The following is a 16295-nucleotide window of genomic DNA, read 5'->3' as shown; positions in this document are numbered from 1 at the left end:
AACCGATGCTCCGCAGACTCTCGTTCGTTCTCCTCCTGCTCTTGCCTGCTCCGCACCTTCACGCTCAGCGCACCGAGACCGCCCTCTCGGAGGGCGAAGTCGAGCAGCTCCGAGAGGTCGCCTATTACCCCAGCGACCGCGTTCTCGTCTTCATCAAACTCCTCGACGCCCGTAACAAATCCATCCAGGATCTCTTCGCCCACCCCCGTAAACCCGGTCGCGAACAAGACACCCATAATCTCCTCGAGGAGTTCACCTCCATCGCCGACGAGCTCAATGACAACCTCGACGACTACGGTCCTCGCCACCGCGACATCCGCAAGGCCCTTCCCAAGCTCGTCGACGCCACAGAGCGCTGGTCCTCCAACCTGAAGTCTCCACCTGACAACGAAACCTATAACGTCTCCCGTAGACTCGCCCTCGAAGCTATCCGCGACCTCCACGACCAGGCCACGCAACTCATCGAAGAGCAAAAAGCCTGGTTCCTCGCGCATCCTCCGCCCAAAGAAAACAAAAACGCTCCCATCGACCTGCCTCGCTGATAACCGGTGTGGTCTGCTTCCTTGCCGATCGTCCGCACCCCTTATCTCGCAGGAGCCTGCGCAACCGCACTCGAGCAAGAAATATCGTGTGTGTCGCGTGGTCGTTCTGGCATAATTCACTGACTTTCCCGTCCCACATTCAGAGTGTCGAATCATTCTGGAGCCACGCGGGAGAACACACCGGGCCCATGCACCGAACAAAGACGATCTCTGCATCGGAGCCCTATGAGCAACATCAACGGCAAAGTCTACGCGATGAACATAGTCACTCCCATGAAGCCATGGAAGACGTGGCTGCTTCGCTTGCTGTTCTTCATTCTCTGGAATATCAAACCTCTGCAAAAAGACCTCATCAATCTCTCTTCATCGAGTTCGCTCGTTGGGTCATCGTCCCGCGTCGTCGTTTTCCCTTCCTCGAACACGGACAAGCACAGGAAGATCTTCAGTACGACTACCTGCTCTTCTTCAGCAACTTCAACGGCACCTGGAACCAGTACATCGACGCCTTCTCTTCTGTGCTCAGTCGCGGACTAAACCTCATCTGGCGATGGAGCGAGAAGTTTCCAGGCTCCGTCCCCGTCACACCCTTCAAGGAATACATCGCGCAAGTCCAGTTCGACACCGACTACTACTACACCGCCTATCCCTACGCCACCGCGAACGATCTCAAGGCCGCTCACATCGTCCAATCTTCTCTCGATCAACTAGCCGCCCAGACACAAACTTGCACCCCACAACAGTTCGCCGAAGCCTACCTCCGATTCGTCCTGCAGGTCCAGGCACATCTCGGAAATACGGGCGAGGCGCCGGTCGTCTCATAACAAAAGCGAGAGCAAGCACCATGCCCAACCAGAACGGCAAAGTCTACGGACTCACGATCCTTTCGCCCATCATTGACGACGAAGAGGCAACGCCCTCTCACGACCTGCAAATCCGAAACTACCTCGCCAAACTTCCCACCGACGAAAGAAGCCCATTCGCCCTCGCACCCGCAACTCATCTAGCCCGGCTCGTCGTCATGGACGACGTCATCTACGTCGGCATGCCCGCCTGCGAGGAGCACCTCAAGTCGAAGTACCTCATCTTAGAATCGAACTGCGACGGTGATCTCACCAGCTATCTCACCGGCCTCGCCACCGCCATCCCCGAGCACCTCGACGCCATCTGGAGCCACTGCATCGGCTACCCCGGCGCAGCGAACCTCCAGGCCTTCCTCGACTACATGAAGTCCTGCCAGATAGAAACCACTTTTTCTTCGCCGCAGTCAACGACAAATCAGTTCCCGAAACCCTCCGGGCCTTGCAAACCCAACACGCCGCCGCAGACTTCATCGCGAACCATCAGGGCGCCGACCCCGCACTCCTCCAATCGGACTTCAATAAACTCCTAGCCGACCTCAAGGCGTTGCCAGTTCAAAAGCCCGGCGCAATGGCTCCCGACCGGGACATCAAGACCGGAGGCCGCAATGAGTAACCTCAACGAAACCGACATCCAGGGCTTCGTTCTGCGCGGCTACAACATGCCCTTCGCGCGATACCTCTTCCTGCACTTCGAAGACGCGACCCGCGCTGCCACCTTCATTCACCGCCTCATGAGCGAAGTCACAACCGGTCAGCGTTGGGATGCCGGCAAACCTCCCAGTACTGTCAACGTAGCCTTCACCCACCGCGGCCTCTCCGCTCTCGAACTGCCCGATGCCACCCTCCTCAGCTTTCCCGTCGAGTTCCAGCAAGGCATGAAGAAGCGCGCAGCCATCCTCGGAGACACCGGGCGCAACTCTCCCGACTCCTGGGACGAAATCTGGCGCGACGATCGTGTCCACGCATGGCTCGGCGTCAACTCATCATCTCCCGAAGCCCTCAACGCCCGCTGCGCCGACATGCTCACCGTGATGCGCGAGACCAACGGAGCCATCCTCCTCGACGCGCAGGACGCAGCTTCATTGGTCGTCAACGGCGTCTCCACCACGAAAGAGCATTTCGGTTACACAGACGGATTCGGCAACCCCGACTATCTCGGCGTCGAGCGCAAATCCCAGCCTGGCCAGGGCAAGCTGACCTCGAACGGCGCTTGGGCTCCTCTCGCTACAGGAGAACTCCTCCTGGGCTACGCCGACGAAGCAGGCGAACTCCCCGTAGCGCCCGTGCCCCACATCCTCGCCAGCAACGGAACCTTCATGGTCTACCGCAAGCTCCACCAGAACCTCGCCACCTTCCGCGCCTACCTCGACGAGCACGCCGCTCTCTACGCAGGAGGCAAAGAAAAACTAGCAGCGAAGTTCATCGGTCGCTGGCGAGACGGCACGCCCATCGAACTCTCTCCCGATACCCAGGACCAATCCATCACTCAGGACCCCACCCGGAGCACGAACTTCACGTTCGCCGCAGACCCCGAAGGCACCCGCTGCCCAGTCGGAGCGCACATCCGTCGCGTCAATCCACGCGACGCCTTCGGCTTCGATGGCAAACTCATCAATCGCCGCCGCATCACCAGACGCGGCCTTCCTTACGGAACATGGACCCCCGAAGATCAGCACGTCACCGACACCGAAGAGCGCGGCGTCATCTTCATCGCCCTCAACGCAAACATCTCGCGACAGTTCGAGTTCGTCCAGCAGCAGTGGATCAACTACGGCAACGACGCGCGTCTCGGCAACGAGAAGGATCTGCTCATAGGCAATCACACCGGCCACGGCAGATTCTTCGTACAGGGAGACACCACCCCAGCCAATCCGCCATTCATCTGCAGCGACCTGCCCAACTTCGTAGAGCTGCGCGGCGGCGACTACTTCTTTCTTCCCAGCATCACCGCACTCGGAATGATCGGCATGGGCCTCGTCGATCCCCGTTAGTCCCACACTCCACCTCCCATCGAGAGATCTTTGCGCTTGTCTGTTTTGCGCCGCCATCCTGAGCAAAGTGGCTCACGGCAATTTGTGAGCCACGCAGTCGAAGGAGCCCTGTTCTTGTCTTTGCTCTTGCCTTTGCTTGTTCATAATCCCTCTCACCTGTGCAAATCCGTGTAAAGCTTTTCGTTCTTGGACGGGAGTGCTTATAAAATCGTTCCTGTGCGGAGGGTTCGTCTCCACACAAAGGACAAGCCCTGAACCCACCGAAGCATCCCGGCCCCTCACCCCTGCGACAGTTTCTGCAGATCTTCTCATCGTCCGCAACTCCCTCCCTCTTCCCCCCACACGAGATTCACCAATCCCTCGCACCTCCTCTCAAACCTCGCCTTCCCAGAAAGCCGCGCACAGCAAAATCAAACTCCGCCGCCACCAACTCGCTCGTGGCCGTCTTCGAAGAGCAGTACCGCGAACTCCGCCCCCGCGCTCCCATTCCACCGCTCGACATCCGCTTCCGCCGCTTCACCTCCCTCAATACCACCATCCGCCTTCGCGAAGGCCGCCTGCACGTCCGCCTCTCAGACCTCCTCGAGTCCGCACCCGACTCCATCCACCACGCTATCGCCCACATCCTCCTCGCCAAGCTTTACAAGAAGCCCATCGCCCCCGCCCACGCCGACCGCTACCGCCGCCACGTCTCCTCCGAAACCATCTCGCGCCAGGCCGAACACATCCGCCAGACACGCGGTCGCAAGCGCCTCTCCACCCCCACCGGCCATCACTACGACCTCAACGAAGTCTTCGAGTCCCTCAACACTCGCTTCTTCCACGGTCTGCTCGGCCGACCCACTCTCACCTGGTCAGCACACCACGCCCGCCGGATGCTCGGCCACTACGACGCCGCCCACAACACCATCGTCGTCAGCCGGGTCTTCGACCGCCCCGACACACCCCGCTGCGCCATCGAGTATCTCCTCTACCACGAGATGCTGCACCTCAAGCACCCCGTCCGCGTCAAAGCCGGTCGCCGCTGCGTACACTCCCGCGAGTTCCAGGCCGAAGAGCGCCTCTTCCCCGAGCTCGATGCCGCCAAAGCCTACCTCAAGCGCCTGTAAACAAAACTCGATCTTCACGCAGCCGCAGCCCACCGGCACAGCCAGATCGAATCAGTCCTTGCACGCCTGAGCCAACAATCGCGGCGGAAACGGACTATCCGGTTTTGCAACGATCTTCGTTGCGGTAATCACCTTCTTATCGAGCACCGCTACAACAAAATTCCAGCCCCCTTTGGACATATCGTTCAACCACACCGCTACCAGCGTGTCCGTCTCATGCAACACCGGCAATGGCAGCGTGACATTGCTTTGGCCGGAAACAAACGGTATGCCAAGCTGTTGCAACTGGCATAAATCGTCTTTTCCAACCACGACGTTCTCAAAGTAAGGCTGTCCTCCTCCAAACTCCTGCGGAATCACCGAATAGAAAGTATTCGTGAAGACACAGATGTATCCGATCGTCGCCACCACGAAGACCGCAACTGCCATCACCAGGGAGAATCGTCTCAAACTGATCTGCGGCGCAGGCCGCTCCGCCGTCTCGCGGTCGAACAATCGTGCCGCCACATAGACCGACACAGCCGCAATCAGAACAGGAAGGTAAACCGCCAACGTCACAAGCAGCGACGCAAGCAACCGCTTGGAGACGCTGCCTCCCGGATTCGTGATTCTCCATACCTGCCAAACCGTGCTCTGCCCCATGCTCGGATGTGTCTGGAAGCAGGAAAAAATCGAAGCGCTGAGAAGCAACATCAGAGAACCAACAAACAAGATCGCAATATGTCCGAGCGAAGACAGCCTCCGCACCGTCTGCTCATGGCGCGTCGCCATCGACCACGCGACAAAAAACGCTGGAGACGCCAATAGCAGATACGTGAACAGCACCACGATCCCAGTCAGCAGCAGCTTGGGTTTGGCAAAGGAAAAATCCACGATCCCAAGCCCATGCAGATACGTGTTAATCGCGATCGCACCCGTCGCATACGCGAACGCGGCCAGAATCGTGATGACCTTGGTCGCCTCGCCAAGATCGAAGTGACTCCATATCTCTCCCACCGCCGGTATCTTCTCAGGCTCCGTCATCCACTCCGTCGCAAACAACTCACTCTGCAAGATTCTAACCCGGAAATTACCGCCCTATGCTAGACTTCCGCCCTCTCCACAATCCGGCCCCAGCACCTGCGTTAAGCCACATCAACATGAGATCAACGGTGAATTCACCAGCAAGAAAGGCTATCCGTGGATCTTTCAAAACGCGCAACAGCTGAGTTCTTCGGTACCTTCTGGCTCGTCTTCGGCGGCTGCGGCAGCGCCGTCCTCGCAGCGGCGTTCCCCAACCTTGGAATCGGCTTCGTCGGCGTCGCTTTAGCCTTCGGTCTCACCGTCCTCACCATGGCCTTCGCCATCGGCCACGTCTCCGGCTGCCATCTCAACCCGGCAGTCTCCATTGGCCTGGTCGTCGGCAAACGCTTCGCCCCCTCTGATCTCCTGCCCTACATCATCGCGCAGGTCCTCGGCGCCATCGCCGGCTCCGGCGTCCTCTACCTCATTGCAAGCGGCAAACCGGGCTTCTCTCTCGCAGCCGGCTTTGCCTCCAACGGCTACGCCGACCACTCTCCCGGCGGCTACTCGCTCCTGGCGTGCTTCATCGCCGAGGTCGTCCTCACCGCCTTCTTCCTTCTCGTCATCCTCGGAGCCACCGACGAGCGCGCGCCCAAAGGCTTCGCCCCCATCGCCATCGGCCTCTGTCTCACGCTGATCCACCTCATCAGCATCCCCGTCACCAACACCTCGGTAAACCCCGCCCGGAGCACCGGCCCCGCCATCTTCGTCGGAGGCTGGGCGCTAAGCCAACTCTGGCTCTTCTGGGTAGCGCCGATTCTAGGAGCGATCCTGGGCGGCCTGATCTCCACCGCCTTCTTCGCCGCCCCGCAACCACCCCTCCGCGACGAGATGGCCCGCGACAAACCCTAGATGCCCACTGCGCGTGGAGCGGGCGTTCGCACGCCTCTTAAAGCTTCGCGTGGCCCTCCCGCTGATCGGAATCATTGTCCCCGACCAACGGGAGGACCACGCGAAGCGGTATACAAGTCACGAAGTGACCGCCCCGCGCGCAGCGGGCCCGTCCGGCAGGACACAAACTCCTACCAACTCACCGTTTCGCCTTTCAGATCAGGTTCGAGGATCGGCAGCCAGCTCAGGAGCCCACTGCACCTTCTTCGCCTTCGCCACACCCATAAGCACAAATCCAACTACGACTGACCCCAGCGCAGCCACCTGCGCATTGCTCATGCCCCAGTACAGTCGAGGATTCACCCGCACAAACTCCACCAAAAACCGCCCTATTCCACTCAGCATTAAATACTCGCCAGTGATCGTGCCTACCGACAGGTTCTTCGTGCCGCGCCGCCACAACCACCATGCCATTACCAACGAGAAAATCAGTTCATACACAGGCGTCGGTTGTACCAAAGCATCTGGCGGAGTAGGCAGCACCAGCGCATTCTTCGCCATATGCACGCCCCACGGCAGGGTCGTATTGATTCCGTAGTCACCATCGCCTGAGAGCAGACAGCCTATCCGTCCCACGCCATAACCAATCGCAGCCGCCGGAGCAGCAAGATCGAGCATCCGCAGCGGCCCCACCACTGCGCCCTGTGTGCCTTCAAGAGGCCCCTTGAACCTCGCCATCCTGCCCTGCCACATCAACATCGCGATCCCGGCCAGCATCCCGCCAAACCAAGCAAACCCAGCCTGAAACCAGTGCAGAAAGTCCATCACCACTGCAAACGGACGATGCCACCCCGGCGCAATAATCTGCCGATACGCCGCATAAAGATCAGCCGGATTCTGCAGCTCATGCCAGGCCTTCGCACCCAGCACTCCAGCGATCACCACTAACGCCACCACGTTCAGCGCATCGGCATCCACAGTGTTCCGAACAAAATTTTTATGCAGCACCACCGTCGCCGCCACCGCCGCCAGCCACAACAACAGCCCAAACGTACCCAGATGAATCGGGCCAATATCGATATAGGGAAACATAATCCTCGCTCTATAAAAGTATAGCGGCCTTTGCCTCAGCCCCTATTCGCGTTAGCCTATCCCTTATGTCCTCAAGCACGCCCGTCTTCCCCCCGCCGCAGAGATGGAGATTCTCTTCACCAAACAACAGATCGCCGAACGCACCCGCGAAATTGGAGCCAAGATCTCCGCCGACTACAAAGGCCAATCCATCGTCCTCATCGGCGTACTCAAAGGCGCAGCCATCTTCCTCGCCGACCTCGCCCGCGCCATCCAGGTCGACAACACCTTCGACTTCGTCGCCGTCTCCAGCTACGGTCGCGCCCGCGTCTCCTCCGGCGCCGTTAAGCTCATCAAAGACATCGACAACCCCATCGAAGGCAAGCACGTCATCATCGTCGAAGACATTCTCGACACCGGCCTCACCCTCAGCTACCTCCGCGGCCTCATGCTCCAGCACAAACCGGCCTCGCTAAAGATCGCATCCTGCCTCGACAAACCCGAGCGCCGCCTCGTCCCCATCGAAGCCGACTACGTAGCCTTCAAGATCCCCAACCAGTTCGTCATCGGCTACGGCATGGACTACGCCGAGCGCTACCGCGGAGTAGAAGACATTCGCATCTTCCCCGCCGAAGTAGCCGGCCACTAGCCACAAAATCCCCGAACGGCTGACGATCCCAGCCATTTGGGCCTTCTCTTCACTACAAAGACAGCCGCACGGGTCAGCGCCGTAGCAGAATCTCCCTTCCGCGCCCTACTCCCGATCCAGCGTCCAGATAGTCAACGTCGCAGTGTTGTCATCGACCGCCGCCAGGATCGCCTTGTCTTCGGTCGTGCGCACAGCTAAGCCGAACGACCCGCCCTGGGCCGGATCCACCGGGATCTGCTTCACAAACCTCCCGTCCTTCGTAAACTCCACGATCTCGCTCGGCTGATTGGGATCAGGATTGATGCCATCGTTGTTCGTCACCAGCAGGTGGCCATTCGGAGCCATCGCCAGTCCCAGCGCCCCATGCAGATGAACATTGTCCTGGTAAACGATCGTTCCCAGTCCACCATCCGTGTGACGATCCGCGGCGTCCCGCACTGCAAAGACGGCGTTGTCTCCCGTCGAAGCAACGTACAGCACGTCGCGCCGGTCGTCATACACCAGACCCGTAGGCGACACAAACAGAGTCACCGGATCACCGCGATGGATATACCCCGAAGCAATCGTCTTCGCACTCAGCAGCGTCAGGCCGCTCGAGCTTACTTTGAAGTCCAACCGGACCACCGTCCCGGTCAGATCATTGGAGACAAATGCAATTGCCGTGTCTCCACCATCGACCAGAGCCATGTCCCACGGCCCCTGTATCTCCGCATTCGTTATTGTCTGTATCAGCTTGCCCTGATTATTGATGACCAGCAGGGACCCCGGCCCTGCCGTTGCTGCCGTGCCATCCACCGTCGGCGAGTTCCCGACAACTACAAACCCATATCGCAGCGTTCCCAGCGCCGTAGAAAGCCCCAGCGGTTTTTTACCCTGGAAGAACAGCGTCGGAGATCCACTCTTCGGTACCCTGACGATCGTCGTTCCCGTACCCTGCTGGTTCATGCTGTTGTTGAAGTTCGAGACCAGAATGTCCCCACGCTTCAACGGTCCGGACCCTGTCTGAAAATCGTCCCCAACAAACGCAACCCCGTACGGATTCACATCCCCATTACTCGGTACCGTCGAAACACTTCTCACTGGGCTGGGCAGAAAGGCGTCCTCGCTGTCACGATGTTGCGCGAGTCCCATTCCAGTCGCGCAGACCAGCAGCGTAACGGCGGTAAGAGTTTTGCTCCAACCAGTCACACTTCCCTGGCGAAGCGGCGGCGCATCGGTTTCACGGTGCGAGAAAGATTCGTAGATTCGCATTTCGTTGTACCTCGAAGCGAGATAGTTCTGCCTCGAGTGAGACCATCTCTCAGCAGCAAACGAAACGATAGCCCACCCACATCAGCAATGTCCGTCGACAGCATAACTAATGACAAACTCTTTACAGCTCCATGACACATGGAACCTTTGCGTTTGTGTAAACGCCTCCTCAAAGAACATTTACCCAGGCACCCCACAGTCGCAGTGCTGTTCAAGACACTCGAGAAGGGCGTTGATCCTCAGGGTGCATCCTCACAGCTGTGAAGGCTTCAATTGGGAGAGTAAACGAACCGGACAACCCGATTCTTACTCCAGCATTCATGATCGCGTTCGGTGCAAGTCGGATACAACTGTCCCCACGGCACCGCCAGCGCAATCCGATTCTCCGCTATGCCCTTGCGTATCAGCACTCGTCTCACCCACTCCGCTCGCTGTCTTGAAAGATTCAGATTGTAGCCCTCCTGTCCGTCCGAGGAGGCGTAGCCGTCAATGTAAAAGCGAGCGCTCGGATGATCCTTCAACCATTGAACATTCTCATTTAGGGTGTTCGAGTCCAAAGGACGATCAAAGACATTCACCGGGAACATGATCTCGTGCACGTTCTGGTTGAAGGTCTGTTCGTCGGGGCCAAACAGAGCCACTCTCGGCTTTCCCCAGTAGTCAACCCAAAAGGCAACATCAGCGGACGAGGTACCTCTCTGTGCAAAGATCGCGATACTGCTCCAAAGCAGCATCGTGACCGGGACGAGAACAAGTCGGCATTTCATGGGTAAACCTCCATTCGGTTGTGATGCGCCTGTTGTGGTGCTCTTTGCCAAACTAGGTCGGTGGGGATTATCGACGCCCGTTATTGCGAAACTAATCAATCGGAACGACCGCGTATATTAGCAAAAATAACAGCGGCGTCTCCGAGACAAAATAACAGCGGTGTTTCCGGGACAAGAAATTCTCGCCGACACCGAGTCCCTGGCGGAGACGCTAAACACCACTGTTCAACCACCGAACGCCTAGCCCGGTTCCCTTCATTCACAATCTCGCCAATCTCGAGAGCGGCCAGGAGTGTCGTTCACAGATCTTTTACCAACGTCAGCGTTACTTGGCGCAGTGCCAGGTCAAGATACAGAAGACCCAGCGAGATCGCAGATGCCCTCGAACGCTGCAATCGCTCAAATCAATCCCGCAAAGTCAGCTTATAGGTGAGGCGTCTTTCAGCTCACCCTCAAGTGAGCTCAAGCGAACTAAACCATCCCAAATTCCCTCGCCAGCAACTCATAACTCCGCAGTCGCTTCTTCTGCTCCCACACAATCGTATTCAGGATCAGCTCCCCGATCCCCAACTCCACAGCCATCGCCTCCAGCTGTTCCCGCACCAACGCAGGCGTCCCCACAAAGTACCGCGGCCACTCGCCCTCCTCCTGCGGCATATCGTCTAACAAGTACAACTCACGCGCCGCATCCTCGGGCGACGCCACCGGTCTCCGGTCCCCCTGCCGAATCCGCCGCTGCAGCAGCCGCACGCTCGAAAACAGAAACTCCGCCTCCTCCTGCGTCTCCGCGCAGATCGCGCCCACCGCCACCGTAGCCTCCGCCTCATTCCGATAAGTACTAGCAGTAAAGCCCCGCCGATAGGTCTCAATCGCCGGTCGCGTATTTACCGGACTGAAGAAATGCGCAAACGAATAAGGCAGCCCAAACTCCACCGCCGCCGCCGCGCTCCACATACTCGACCCCAGCATCCACACATCCGGCCCACCCGGCATCTCCGGCGAAACCCGAATCCCCGCAAACGGATGCGCCTCTGGAAACCGACGCCCTAGAAACGCCAGCAGCTCGCTCACCTGATCCGGAAAATCATCCAGCATCTTTGTCTTCCTGTCCCGCTTCAGCGCCAGCGCCTCTATCGGCCCACCACCCGGAGCACGCCCGATCCCAAGATCCACCCTATCCGGATACAGCGCATGCAACATCCGAAAACACTCCGCCACCTTCAGCGAAGTGTAATGCGGCAACATAATCCCACCCGACCCAATCCGTATCCGCTTGGTCTCCGCGCCAATCCGAGCCAGCATCACCTCCGGAGCCGTACACGCCAGCGTATCCATCGCATGGTGCTCCGACATCCAGAATCGCCCATACCCCAGCCCATCCACCAGCCGAGCCAGCTCAATCGAATTCGCCAATGCCTGCCCCGGAGAACTTCCCGCCGGAACCGGCGACTGATCCAACACCGAAAGACTCAATCTCTTCTTTTCATGACCCATCTCTATTGGATGATCCCACAGCAGCCCGAGAACCACCCCGCTCAGAAGAGTGCTCCTGATTTTGACATCGTCTCAGCCAACTCTGCCATCATTTGCGCGAGATTTTGCGGCATCTCAAGGCTCCTTTCAAGTTAGGAGCCTCCTGTGAGCGTAGCCACGAACGCGATCCAGCTTGTCGGAGATCTTTCCTCGAACTCTTCGGCCCTCGGCCCCCAGACGAAACGTCCTCCTTCGATGCGTCCTTCAAACGCCTGCGCATCCCTCTATCACTCTGCCGGATCGCATTCGAAGACGCTGCCCAGCAACGCGAACTGCCTATTCTAAACTGGTGGGAAAGGCTGGGAGAGCACGCCATCTCTTCCTCCCGTCAACGCACTCACCGGCCCAACCCGATTAAGAGAATCTCCTCAAACCCACCTTTGACCCCTCTACCCGCCGGGATCGGCGACTGATCCAACACCGAAAGTCGAAGTTTTTCTACCTTGCCTACACTCCCCGCCTTTGATGTTGAACCGCTCAAATCGAATCCATCCCCCGAAAATCTATTTCGCCTTTTATTCGCTAAAATAAGGCATCGAATCACCCAGCGATTCGACCTCGTCCTGAATGAACATCCAGCAAAAACTCGAGATCCTCGCCGACGCCGCAAAGTACGACGCCTCCTGCGCCAGCAGCGGAGCCAAACGGAGCGGCAACGGCCAGGGCATCGGCCACTCCGACGGCATGGGCATCTGCCACTCGTACACCCCCGATGGCCGCTGCGTCTCTCTCTCAAAATCCTCCTCACCAACTTCTGCACCTACGACTGCGTCTTCTGCGTCAACCGCATCTCCTCCGACATCCAGCGCGCCCGCTTCACCCCCGAAGAGGTCATCACCCTCACCCTCGACTTCTACAAGCGCAACTACATCGAGGGTCTCTTCCTCTCCTCCGGCATCATTCAGTCGCCTGACTACACCATGGAGCAGCTCATCCAGGTCGCCAAAACCCTCCGCCTCACCCACCACTTCGGCGGCTATATCCATCTCAAAGCAATCCCCGGAGCCAGCCAGCTACTCATCGAACAAGCCGGCCTCTACGCCGACCGCCTCAGCGCCAACATCGAACTCCCCACTCAGCAGGATCTCATCCAGCTCGCTCCCGAAAAACTCCACCATCATCGAATCCACCATGAACCAGATCGCCACGCGCAAAGACGAGGCCGACGAAGACCGCCGCAAATCCCCCAGGCCCCAAAGTTCGCATCCGCCGGTCAATCCACCCAGATGGTCATCGGCGCCACCCCTGCAACCGACCGCGAAATCCTCACCACCGCCACCCACCTCTACGGCCACTACAAACTCCGTCGCATCTACTACACCGGCTTCAGCCCATACCCCGCCGCCGACGCCCGTCTTCCATTAAAACCAGCACCCATGATGCGCGAACATCGCCTCTATCAATCCGACTGGCTCATGCGCTTCTACGGCTTCAACGCCGCCGAGCTAACTTCCGAAGAAAGCCCCTCCCTCTCCCTCACCGAAGACCCCAAAACCACCTGGGCCAAACTCCACCCCGAGTTCTTTCCCGTCGACGTCAACGCCGCCCCCGCGAATCCCTCCTCCGCGTTCCCGGCATCGGTTACCGCAACGTAGAACGCATCCTCAGCATTCGCAAATATCACCAACTCCTTCTCGACGACCTGAAGAAGCTCCACGTCCGCACAAAAAACGCCCTGCCTTATCTCATTACCATCGATCACATTCCTCGGCAGCAACCTGCAACCGAAGAATCGCAACTCACCACACAGCTCGACCTCTTCACCCCCATCAGCGCACTCACCGGCTCCGTCTAATGAAGCGAATCCCCCTCGAGCTCGACTTCAACGCCTGGCGCGAAGCCGCTCGCGAAGCCCTCCACCTCGGCTATCGCCCCGAAGAACTCGACCTCCAGGACTCCACCGTCCCCACCACGCTCGACCTCACTCTTGAGTTCTCCGAATCCCCAACCGGCACCCCAATCCCCGCACCACACACCTCCAAAGCCTTCCTCGAATCCGCCAGCATCGCCGCCGTCCACCGCGATCCCCATCGCTGGAACCTCCTCTACCGAATCCTCTATCGCCTTCAGACCAACCGCAACCTCCTCAAAATCTCCGTCGACCCCGACATCGCCGAACTCGACCGCCTCGAATCCCAGGTCCGTCGCGACCTCCACAAGATGCACGCCTTCGTTCGCTTCCGCATGGTGCTCGAACCCGGCGACCCCAGCGGCCGCCCCATCGTCGTAGACGAGTCCCTGCCCAACGAACCAGGACCACATCACCTTATCCTCGCCACGCCCACCCCCTTCGGCCTCAATCACACCGAACTCCCACACTGCGACCCCGATCCGCACGCAACCCCCACGCCCTCCCAGCCCGACACCTGCGAGCACTTCATCGCCTGGTACCAGCCCGACCATCGCATCCTCCCGCTCGCCGCACCCTTCTTCGCCGAACGCTTCAGCATCATGCGCTGGACCATACTCACCCCTGACGCCTCCGTCTCCTGGGACCCCTCCACAAAACAACTCGCCTTCGCCCCCGGCCTTCCCCGCGAATCCGCCCCCGCCGAAGACGAGCTCGAGGACCTCTGGCGCTCCTACTACTCCAGCATCTACAACCCCGCGCGCCTCAACCCCGAAGCCATGCGCAGCGAGATGCCCGTACGCTATTGGAAGAACCTCCCCGAGATCTCGCTCCTCCCCGACCTCATCACAAAATCTCAGACCCGAGTCTCCGCCATGGTCACTACGCAAAAACAGCAACCCTCCGCCCAGCCCTTCGTCCCCGAAGACCACACCCTCCCCGCCCTGCGAGCCGCCCTCCCCACCTGCAAAGGGTGCGACCTCTACAAACACGCCACTCAGGCCGTTCCCGGCAGAGGCGGCGCCCACGCCAGGCTCCTCCTCGTCGGCGAGCAGCCCGGCGATCAGGAAGATCAACAAGGCGAGCCCTTCGTCGGCCCCGCCGGCAAGATCCTCGACCGCGTCCTCGCCGAACTCAACATCGACCGCTCCAAAATCTACCTCACCAACGCCGTCAAGCACTTCAAATTCGTCCAGCGCGGCAAACTCCGTCTCCACCAGAACCCCCGCATGTCCGAGATCAACGCCTGCCGCCCCTGGCTACTCGCCGAACTCGACTCCATTCACCCCCACGTCATCCTCTGCCTCGGAGCCTCGGCCTCCAAGTCTTTACTTGGCGGCACCTTCACCCTCATGCGCGACCACGGTAAGATCCTCCAAACGCCATACGCCAATCAGGTCATCGCCACCATTCATCCCAGTGCCGTCCTCAGAGCCCGCGACAAAGACTCCGGCGAGCAACTTTACAACTTCCTCCGCGACGACCTCGCGCTAGCCTGGCACATCTCCCTCAAAACCAACTAACTCCTCAGCACCACCAAAACCACGCTCGTCAGCACCACTAAAACCATCCCTCGTCAGCACCACGAAAACCATCCTCGTCAGCACGACAAAAAACACGTCATCTCGACCGAAGGCGGCGCACTTTGCCGCCGTAGTGGAGAGACCCCGGTATTTCGCCGTTGCAGCCGTCGAAGGGCCCCGAGCCTCCCTTAAACCAGCCCCAACCCCCGTATGATAGAAAGTAACCCGGCGCGATCACCGTCCCCCGCCGAAGGAGTACTTTTTGAACACGCTGTCCATCACCGATCCCCTTCCCCGCGGCCCAGAGCACTTCGACGCCGAAGCCTTCGCCGCCCACACCCTCTCCTCCCCTCACAACCTCGCCGCCGTCCTCGACCACACCCTCCTCAAGCCCGACGCCACCCGCACCCAGGTCCTTCAGCTCTGCAACGAAGCCGCCCAACACCGCTTCGCCTGTGTCATGATCAACCCCACCTGGGTCTCGCTCGCCGCCGCCGCCCTCCAGGGCACCGGCATTCCCGTCGGCGTAGTCATTGGCTTCCCCTCGGCGCCACCCTCTCCGTCTCCAAGCGCGAAGAGACCGCGCACATGCTCAAACACGGTGCCCACGACATCGACATGGTCCTCAACGTCGGCCTCCTGAAATCCGGTCAAACCTCTGACTACGAAGCCATCCGCCAGGACATCCACGGCGTCGTCGAGATCGCCCATGCCGCCGGAGCCATCGTCAAGGTCATCCTCGAAACCTGCCTCCTCACCTTCGAGGAGAAGCTCCGCGCCTCCGAGCTAGCCCTCTCCGCCGGAGCCGACTTCCTCAAAACCAGCACCGGCTTCTCCACCGGAGGCGCCACCGCCGACGATATCGGTCTACTCCGCGGTGTAGCCGGCATCCGCGCCGGGGTCAAAGCCTCTGGAGGCATTCGCTCCCTGGCCGACACCACCACTATGCTCCGCGCCGGCGCATCCCGCATCGGAGCCAGCGCCAGCGTCAAAATCGTCAACGAACTCGCCGGACACGTCACCGACCCCGCCACCTCAACACCCACCTACTAAATCCATCGCGTCTCATAGCAACGGAACCCCTGAAGACGTAGCATGGGGATCCCTAATGAGGCGTCTAAGGAAAGGCGTCATCTCGACCGGAGCAACGAACAGCCTCATCGTTCGTTGCGCAGTGGAGAGATCCCCGTATTTGCCTTTGCAGTTGCAGCTGCTGTTGGAGTTGCACTTGCAGCTGCAGTTGTCGTTGCCCTTGCA

The 16295-nt window shown here is 59.4% G+C and carries 17 protein-coding genes; 12 read left to right on the top strand and 5 right to left on the bottom strand.

Annotated features, from left to right (window positions below; translation table 11 throughout):
* Window positions 1-5 precede the first annotated feature (5 nt).
* The 5 genes from RBB80_RS20060 (at window position 6) to RBB80_RS20040 (ending at window position 4502) form a co-directional block, all read left to right on the top strand.
* Window positions 6-542, top strand: coding sequence for a hypothetical protein (locus tag RBB80_RS20060; protein WP_433964195.1), 537 nt, complete (start codon window positions 6-8; stop codon window positions 540-542).
* Between the two features lie 188 nt (window positions 543-730).
* Entirely contained in the window at window positions 731-1363 is a 633-nt protein-coding gene (locus RBB80_RS20055; RefSeq protein WP_433964194.1) for a hypothetical protein, read from the top strand.
* Window positions 1364-1383: 20 nt separating this feature from the next.
* Window positions 1384-1932 carry a hypothetical protein gene (locus RBB80_RS20050; protein WP_433964193.1) on the top strand — a complete coding sequence of 183 codons (549 nt, stop codon included), beginning with the start codon at window positions 1384-1386 and terminating at the stop codon, window positions 1930-1932.
* 75 nt (window positions 1933-2007) lie between these two features.
* Window positions 2008-3393 carry a Dyp-type peroxidase gene (locus RBB80_RS20045; RefSeq protein ID WP_433964192.1) on the top strand — a complete coding sequence of 462 codons (1386 nt, stop codon included), beginning with the start codon at window positions 2008-2010 and terminating at the stop codon, window positions 3391-3393.
* Window positions 3394-3830: 437 nt separating this feature from the next.
* Window positions 3831-4502 carry a M48 family peptidase gene (locus RBB80_RS20040; RefSeq protein ID WP_433964191.1) on the top strand — a complete coding sequence of 224 codons (672 nt, stop codon included), beginning with the start codon at window positions 3831-3833 and terminating at the stop codon, window positions 4500-4502.
* Window positions 4503-4553: 51 nt separating this feature from the next.
* Here RBB80_RS20040 and RBB80_RS20035 read toward each other — a convergent pair whose 3' ends face one another.
* The gene (locus tag RBB80_RS20035) at window positions 4554-5525 is read right to left on the bottom strand and encodes a hypothetical protein (RefSeq protein WP_433964190.1); all 972 of its coding nucleotides are present in this window, start codon (window positions 5523-5525) and stop codon (window positions 4554-4556) included.
* Between the two features lie 156 nt (window positions 5526-5681).
* On the opposite strand from RBB80_RS20035, the gene aqpZ reads away from it, so the two are divergent.
* Window positions 5682-6416 (top strand): aquaporin Z, encoded by a 735-nt coding sequence (gene aqpZ, locus RBB80_RS20030; protein WP_433964189.1) that lies wholly within the window; start codon window positions 5682-5684, stop codon window positions 6414-6416.
* Between the two features lie 198 nt (window positions 6417-6614).
* On the opposite strand, the gene RBB80_RS20025 is transcribed toward aqpZ, so the two are convergent.
* On the bottom strand, window positions 6615-7487 hold the full coding sequence (locus tag RBB80_RS20025; protein WP_433964188.1) for a prolipoprotein diacylglyceryl transferase: 873 nt from the start codon (window positions 7485-7487) through the stop codon (window positions 6615-6617).
* 103 nt (window positions 7488-7590) lie between these two features.
* On the opposite strand from RBB80_RS20025, the gene hpt reads away from it, so the two are divergent.
* Entirely contained in the window at window positions 7591-8115 is a 525-nt protein-coding gene (hpt, locus tag RBB80_RS20020) for a hypoxanthine phosphoribosyltransferase (protein ID WP_433964187.1), read from the top strand.
* Window positions 8116-8220: 105 nt separating this feature from the next.
* Here hpt and RBB80_RS20015 read toward each other — a convergent pair whose 3' ends face one another.
* The 3 genes from RBB80_RS20015 to RBB80_RS20005 form a co-directional block, all read right to left on the bottom strand.
* Window positions 8221-9366: a YncE family protein gene (locus tag RBB80_RS20015; protein ID WP_433964186.1), complete on the bottom strand. Its 1146-nt coding sequence runs from the start codon at window positions 9364-9366 to the stop codon at window positions 8221-8223.
* Window positions 9367-9635: 269 nt separating this feature from the next.
* Window positions 9636-10133, bottom strand: a complete 498-nt coding sequence (locus RBB80_RS20010) for an OmpA family protein (protein ID WP_433964185.1) — start codon at window positions 10131-10133, stop codon at window positions 9636-9638.
* A 471-nt stretch (window positions 10134-10604) separates the two neighbouring features.
* On the bottom strand, window positions 10605-11627 hold the full coding sequence (locus RBB80_RS20005; protein WP_433964184.1) for an LLM class flavin-dependent oxidoreductase: 1023 nt from the start codon (window positions 11625-11627) through the stop codon (window positions 10605-10607).
* 144 nt (window positions 11628-11771) lie between these two features.
* On the opposite strand from RBB80_RS20005, the gene RBB80_RS20000 reads away from it, so the two are divergent.
* The 5 genes from RBB80_RS20000 (at window position 11772) to deoC (ending at window position 16091) form a co-directional block, all read left to right on the top strand.
* Window positions 11772-11951, top strand: a complete 180-nt coding sequence (locus RBB80_RS20000) for a hypothetical protein (protein WP_433964183.1) — start codon at window positions 11772-11774, stop codon at window positions 11949-11951.
* A gap of 158 nt (window positions 11952-12109) precedes the next feature.
* Window positions 12110-13261, top strand: a complete 1152-nt coding sequence (locus tag RBB80_RS19995; protein WP_433964182.1) for a putative DNA modification/repair radical SAM protein — start codon at window positions 12110-12112, stop codon at window positions 13259-13261.
* Window positions 13262-13460: 199 nt separating this feature from the next.
* Window positions 13461-15038, top strand: a complete 1578-nt coding sequence (locus RBB80_RS19990; protein WP_433964181.1) for a UdgX family uracil-DNA binding protein — start codon at window positions 13461-13463, stop codon at window positions 15036-15038.
* A gap of 262 nt (window positions 15039-15300) precedes the next feature.
* Window positions 15301-15681 carry a hypothetical protein gene (locus RBB80_RS19985; protein ID WP_433964180.1) on the top strand — a complete coding sequence of 127 codons (381 nt, stop codon included), beginning with the start codon at window positions 15301-15303 and terminating at the stop codon, window positions 15679-15681.
* Window positions 15627-16091: a deoxyribose-phosphate aldolase gene (gene deoC, locus RBB80_RS19980; protein WP_433964179.1), complete on the top strand. Its 465-nt coding sequence runs from the start codon at window positions 15627-15629 to the stop codon at window positions 16089-16091. The genes RBB80_RS19985 and deoC overlap by 55 nt, the downstream gene beginning before the upstream one ends.
* The last annotated feature ends 204 nt before the right edge of the window (window positions 16092-16295 follow it).

The sequence above is a fragment of the Tunturiibacter gelidiferens genome, from assembly GCF_051013345.1.
Classification (GTDB): Bacteria; Acidobacteriota; Terriglobia; order Terriglobales; family Acidobacteriaceae; genus Edaphobacter; species Edaphobacter gelidiferens_A.
This window is presented reverse-complemented; position numbering and strand designations above follow the sequence as displayed.

Excerpts from the sequence above, each read along its gene's own strand:
- RBB80_RS20050 (WP_433964193.1), top strand. The coding sequence starts at position 1,384 with ATGCCCAACCAGAACGGCAAAGTCTACGGACTCACGATCCTTTCGCCC.
- RBB80_RS19990 (WP_433964181.1), top strand. The coding sequence starts at position 13,461 with ATGAAGCGAATCCCCCTCGAGCTCGACTTCAACGCCTGGCGCGAAGCC.
- RBB80_RS20060 (WP_433964195.1), top strand. The coding sequence starts at position 6 with ATGCTCCGCAGACTCTCGTTCGTTCTCCTCCTGCTCTTGCCTGCTCCG.
- RBB80_RS20045 (WP_433964192.1), top strand. The coding sequence starts at position 2,008 with ATGAGTAACCTCAACGAAACCGACATCCAGGGCTTCGTTCTGCGCGGC.
- RBB80_RS20025 (WP_433964188.1), bottom strand. The coding sequence starts at position 7,487 with ATGTTTCCCTATATCGATATTGGCCCGATTCATCTGGGTACGTTTGGG.
- RBB80_RS20055 (WP_433964194.1), top strand. The coding sequence starts at position 731 with ATGCACCGAACAAAGACGATCTCTGCATCGGAGCCCTATGAGCAACAT.
- hpt (WP_433964187.1), top strand. The coding sequence starts at position 7,591 with ATGGAGATTCTCTTCACCAAACAACAGATCGCCGAACGCACCCGCGAA.
- RBB80_RS20015 (WP_433964186.1), bottom strand. The coding sequence starts at position 9,366 with ATGCGAATCTACGAATCTTTCTCGCACCGTGAAACCGATGCGCCGCCG.
- RBB80_RS20005 (WP_433964184.1), bottom strand. The coding sequence starts at position 11,627 with ATGGGTCATGAAAAGAAGAGATTGAGTCTTTCGGTGTTGGATCAGTCG.
- RBB80_RS20035 (WP_433964190.1), bottom strand. The coding sequence starts at position 5,525 with ATGACGGAGCCTGAGAAGATACCGGCGGTGGGAGAGATATGGAGTCAC.
- deoC (WP_433964179.1), top strand. The coding sequence starts at position 15,627 with ATGCTCAAACACGGTGCCCACGACATCGACATGGTCCTCAACGTCGGC.
- RBB80_RS20010 (WP_433964185.1), bottom strand. The coding sequence starts at position 10,133 with ATGAAATGCCGACTTGTTCTCGTCCCGGTCACGATGCTGCTTTGGAGC.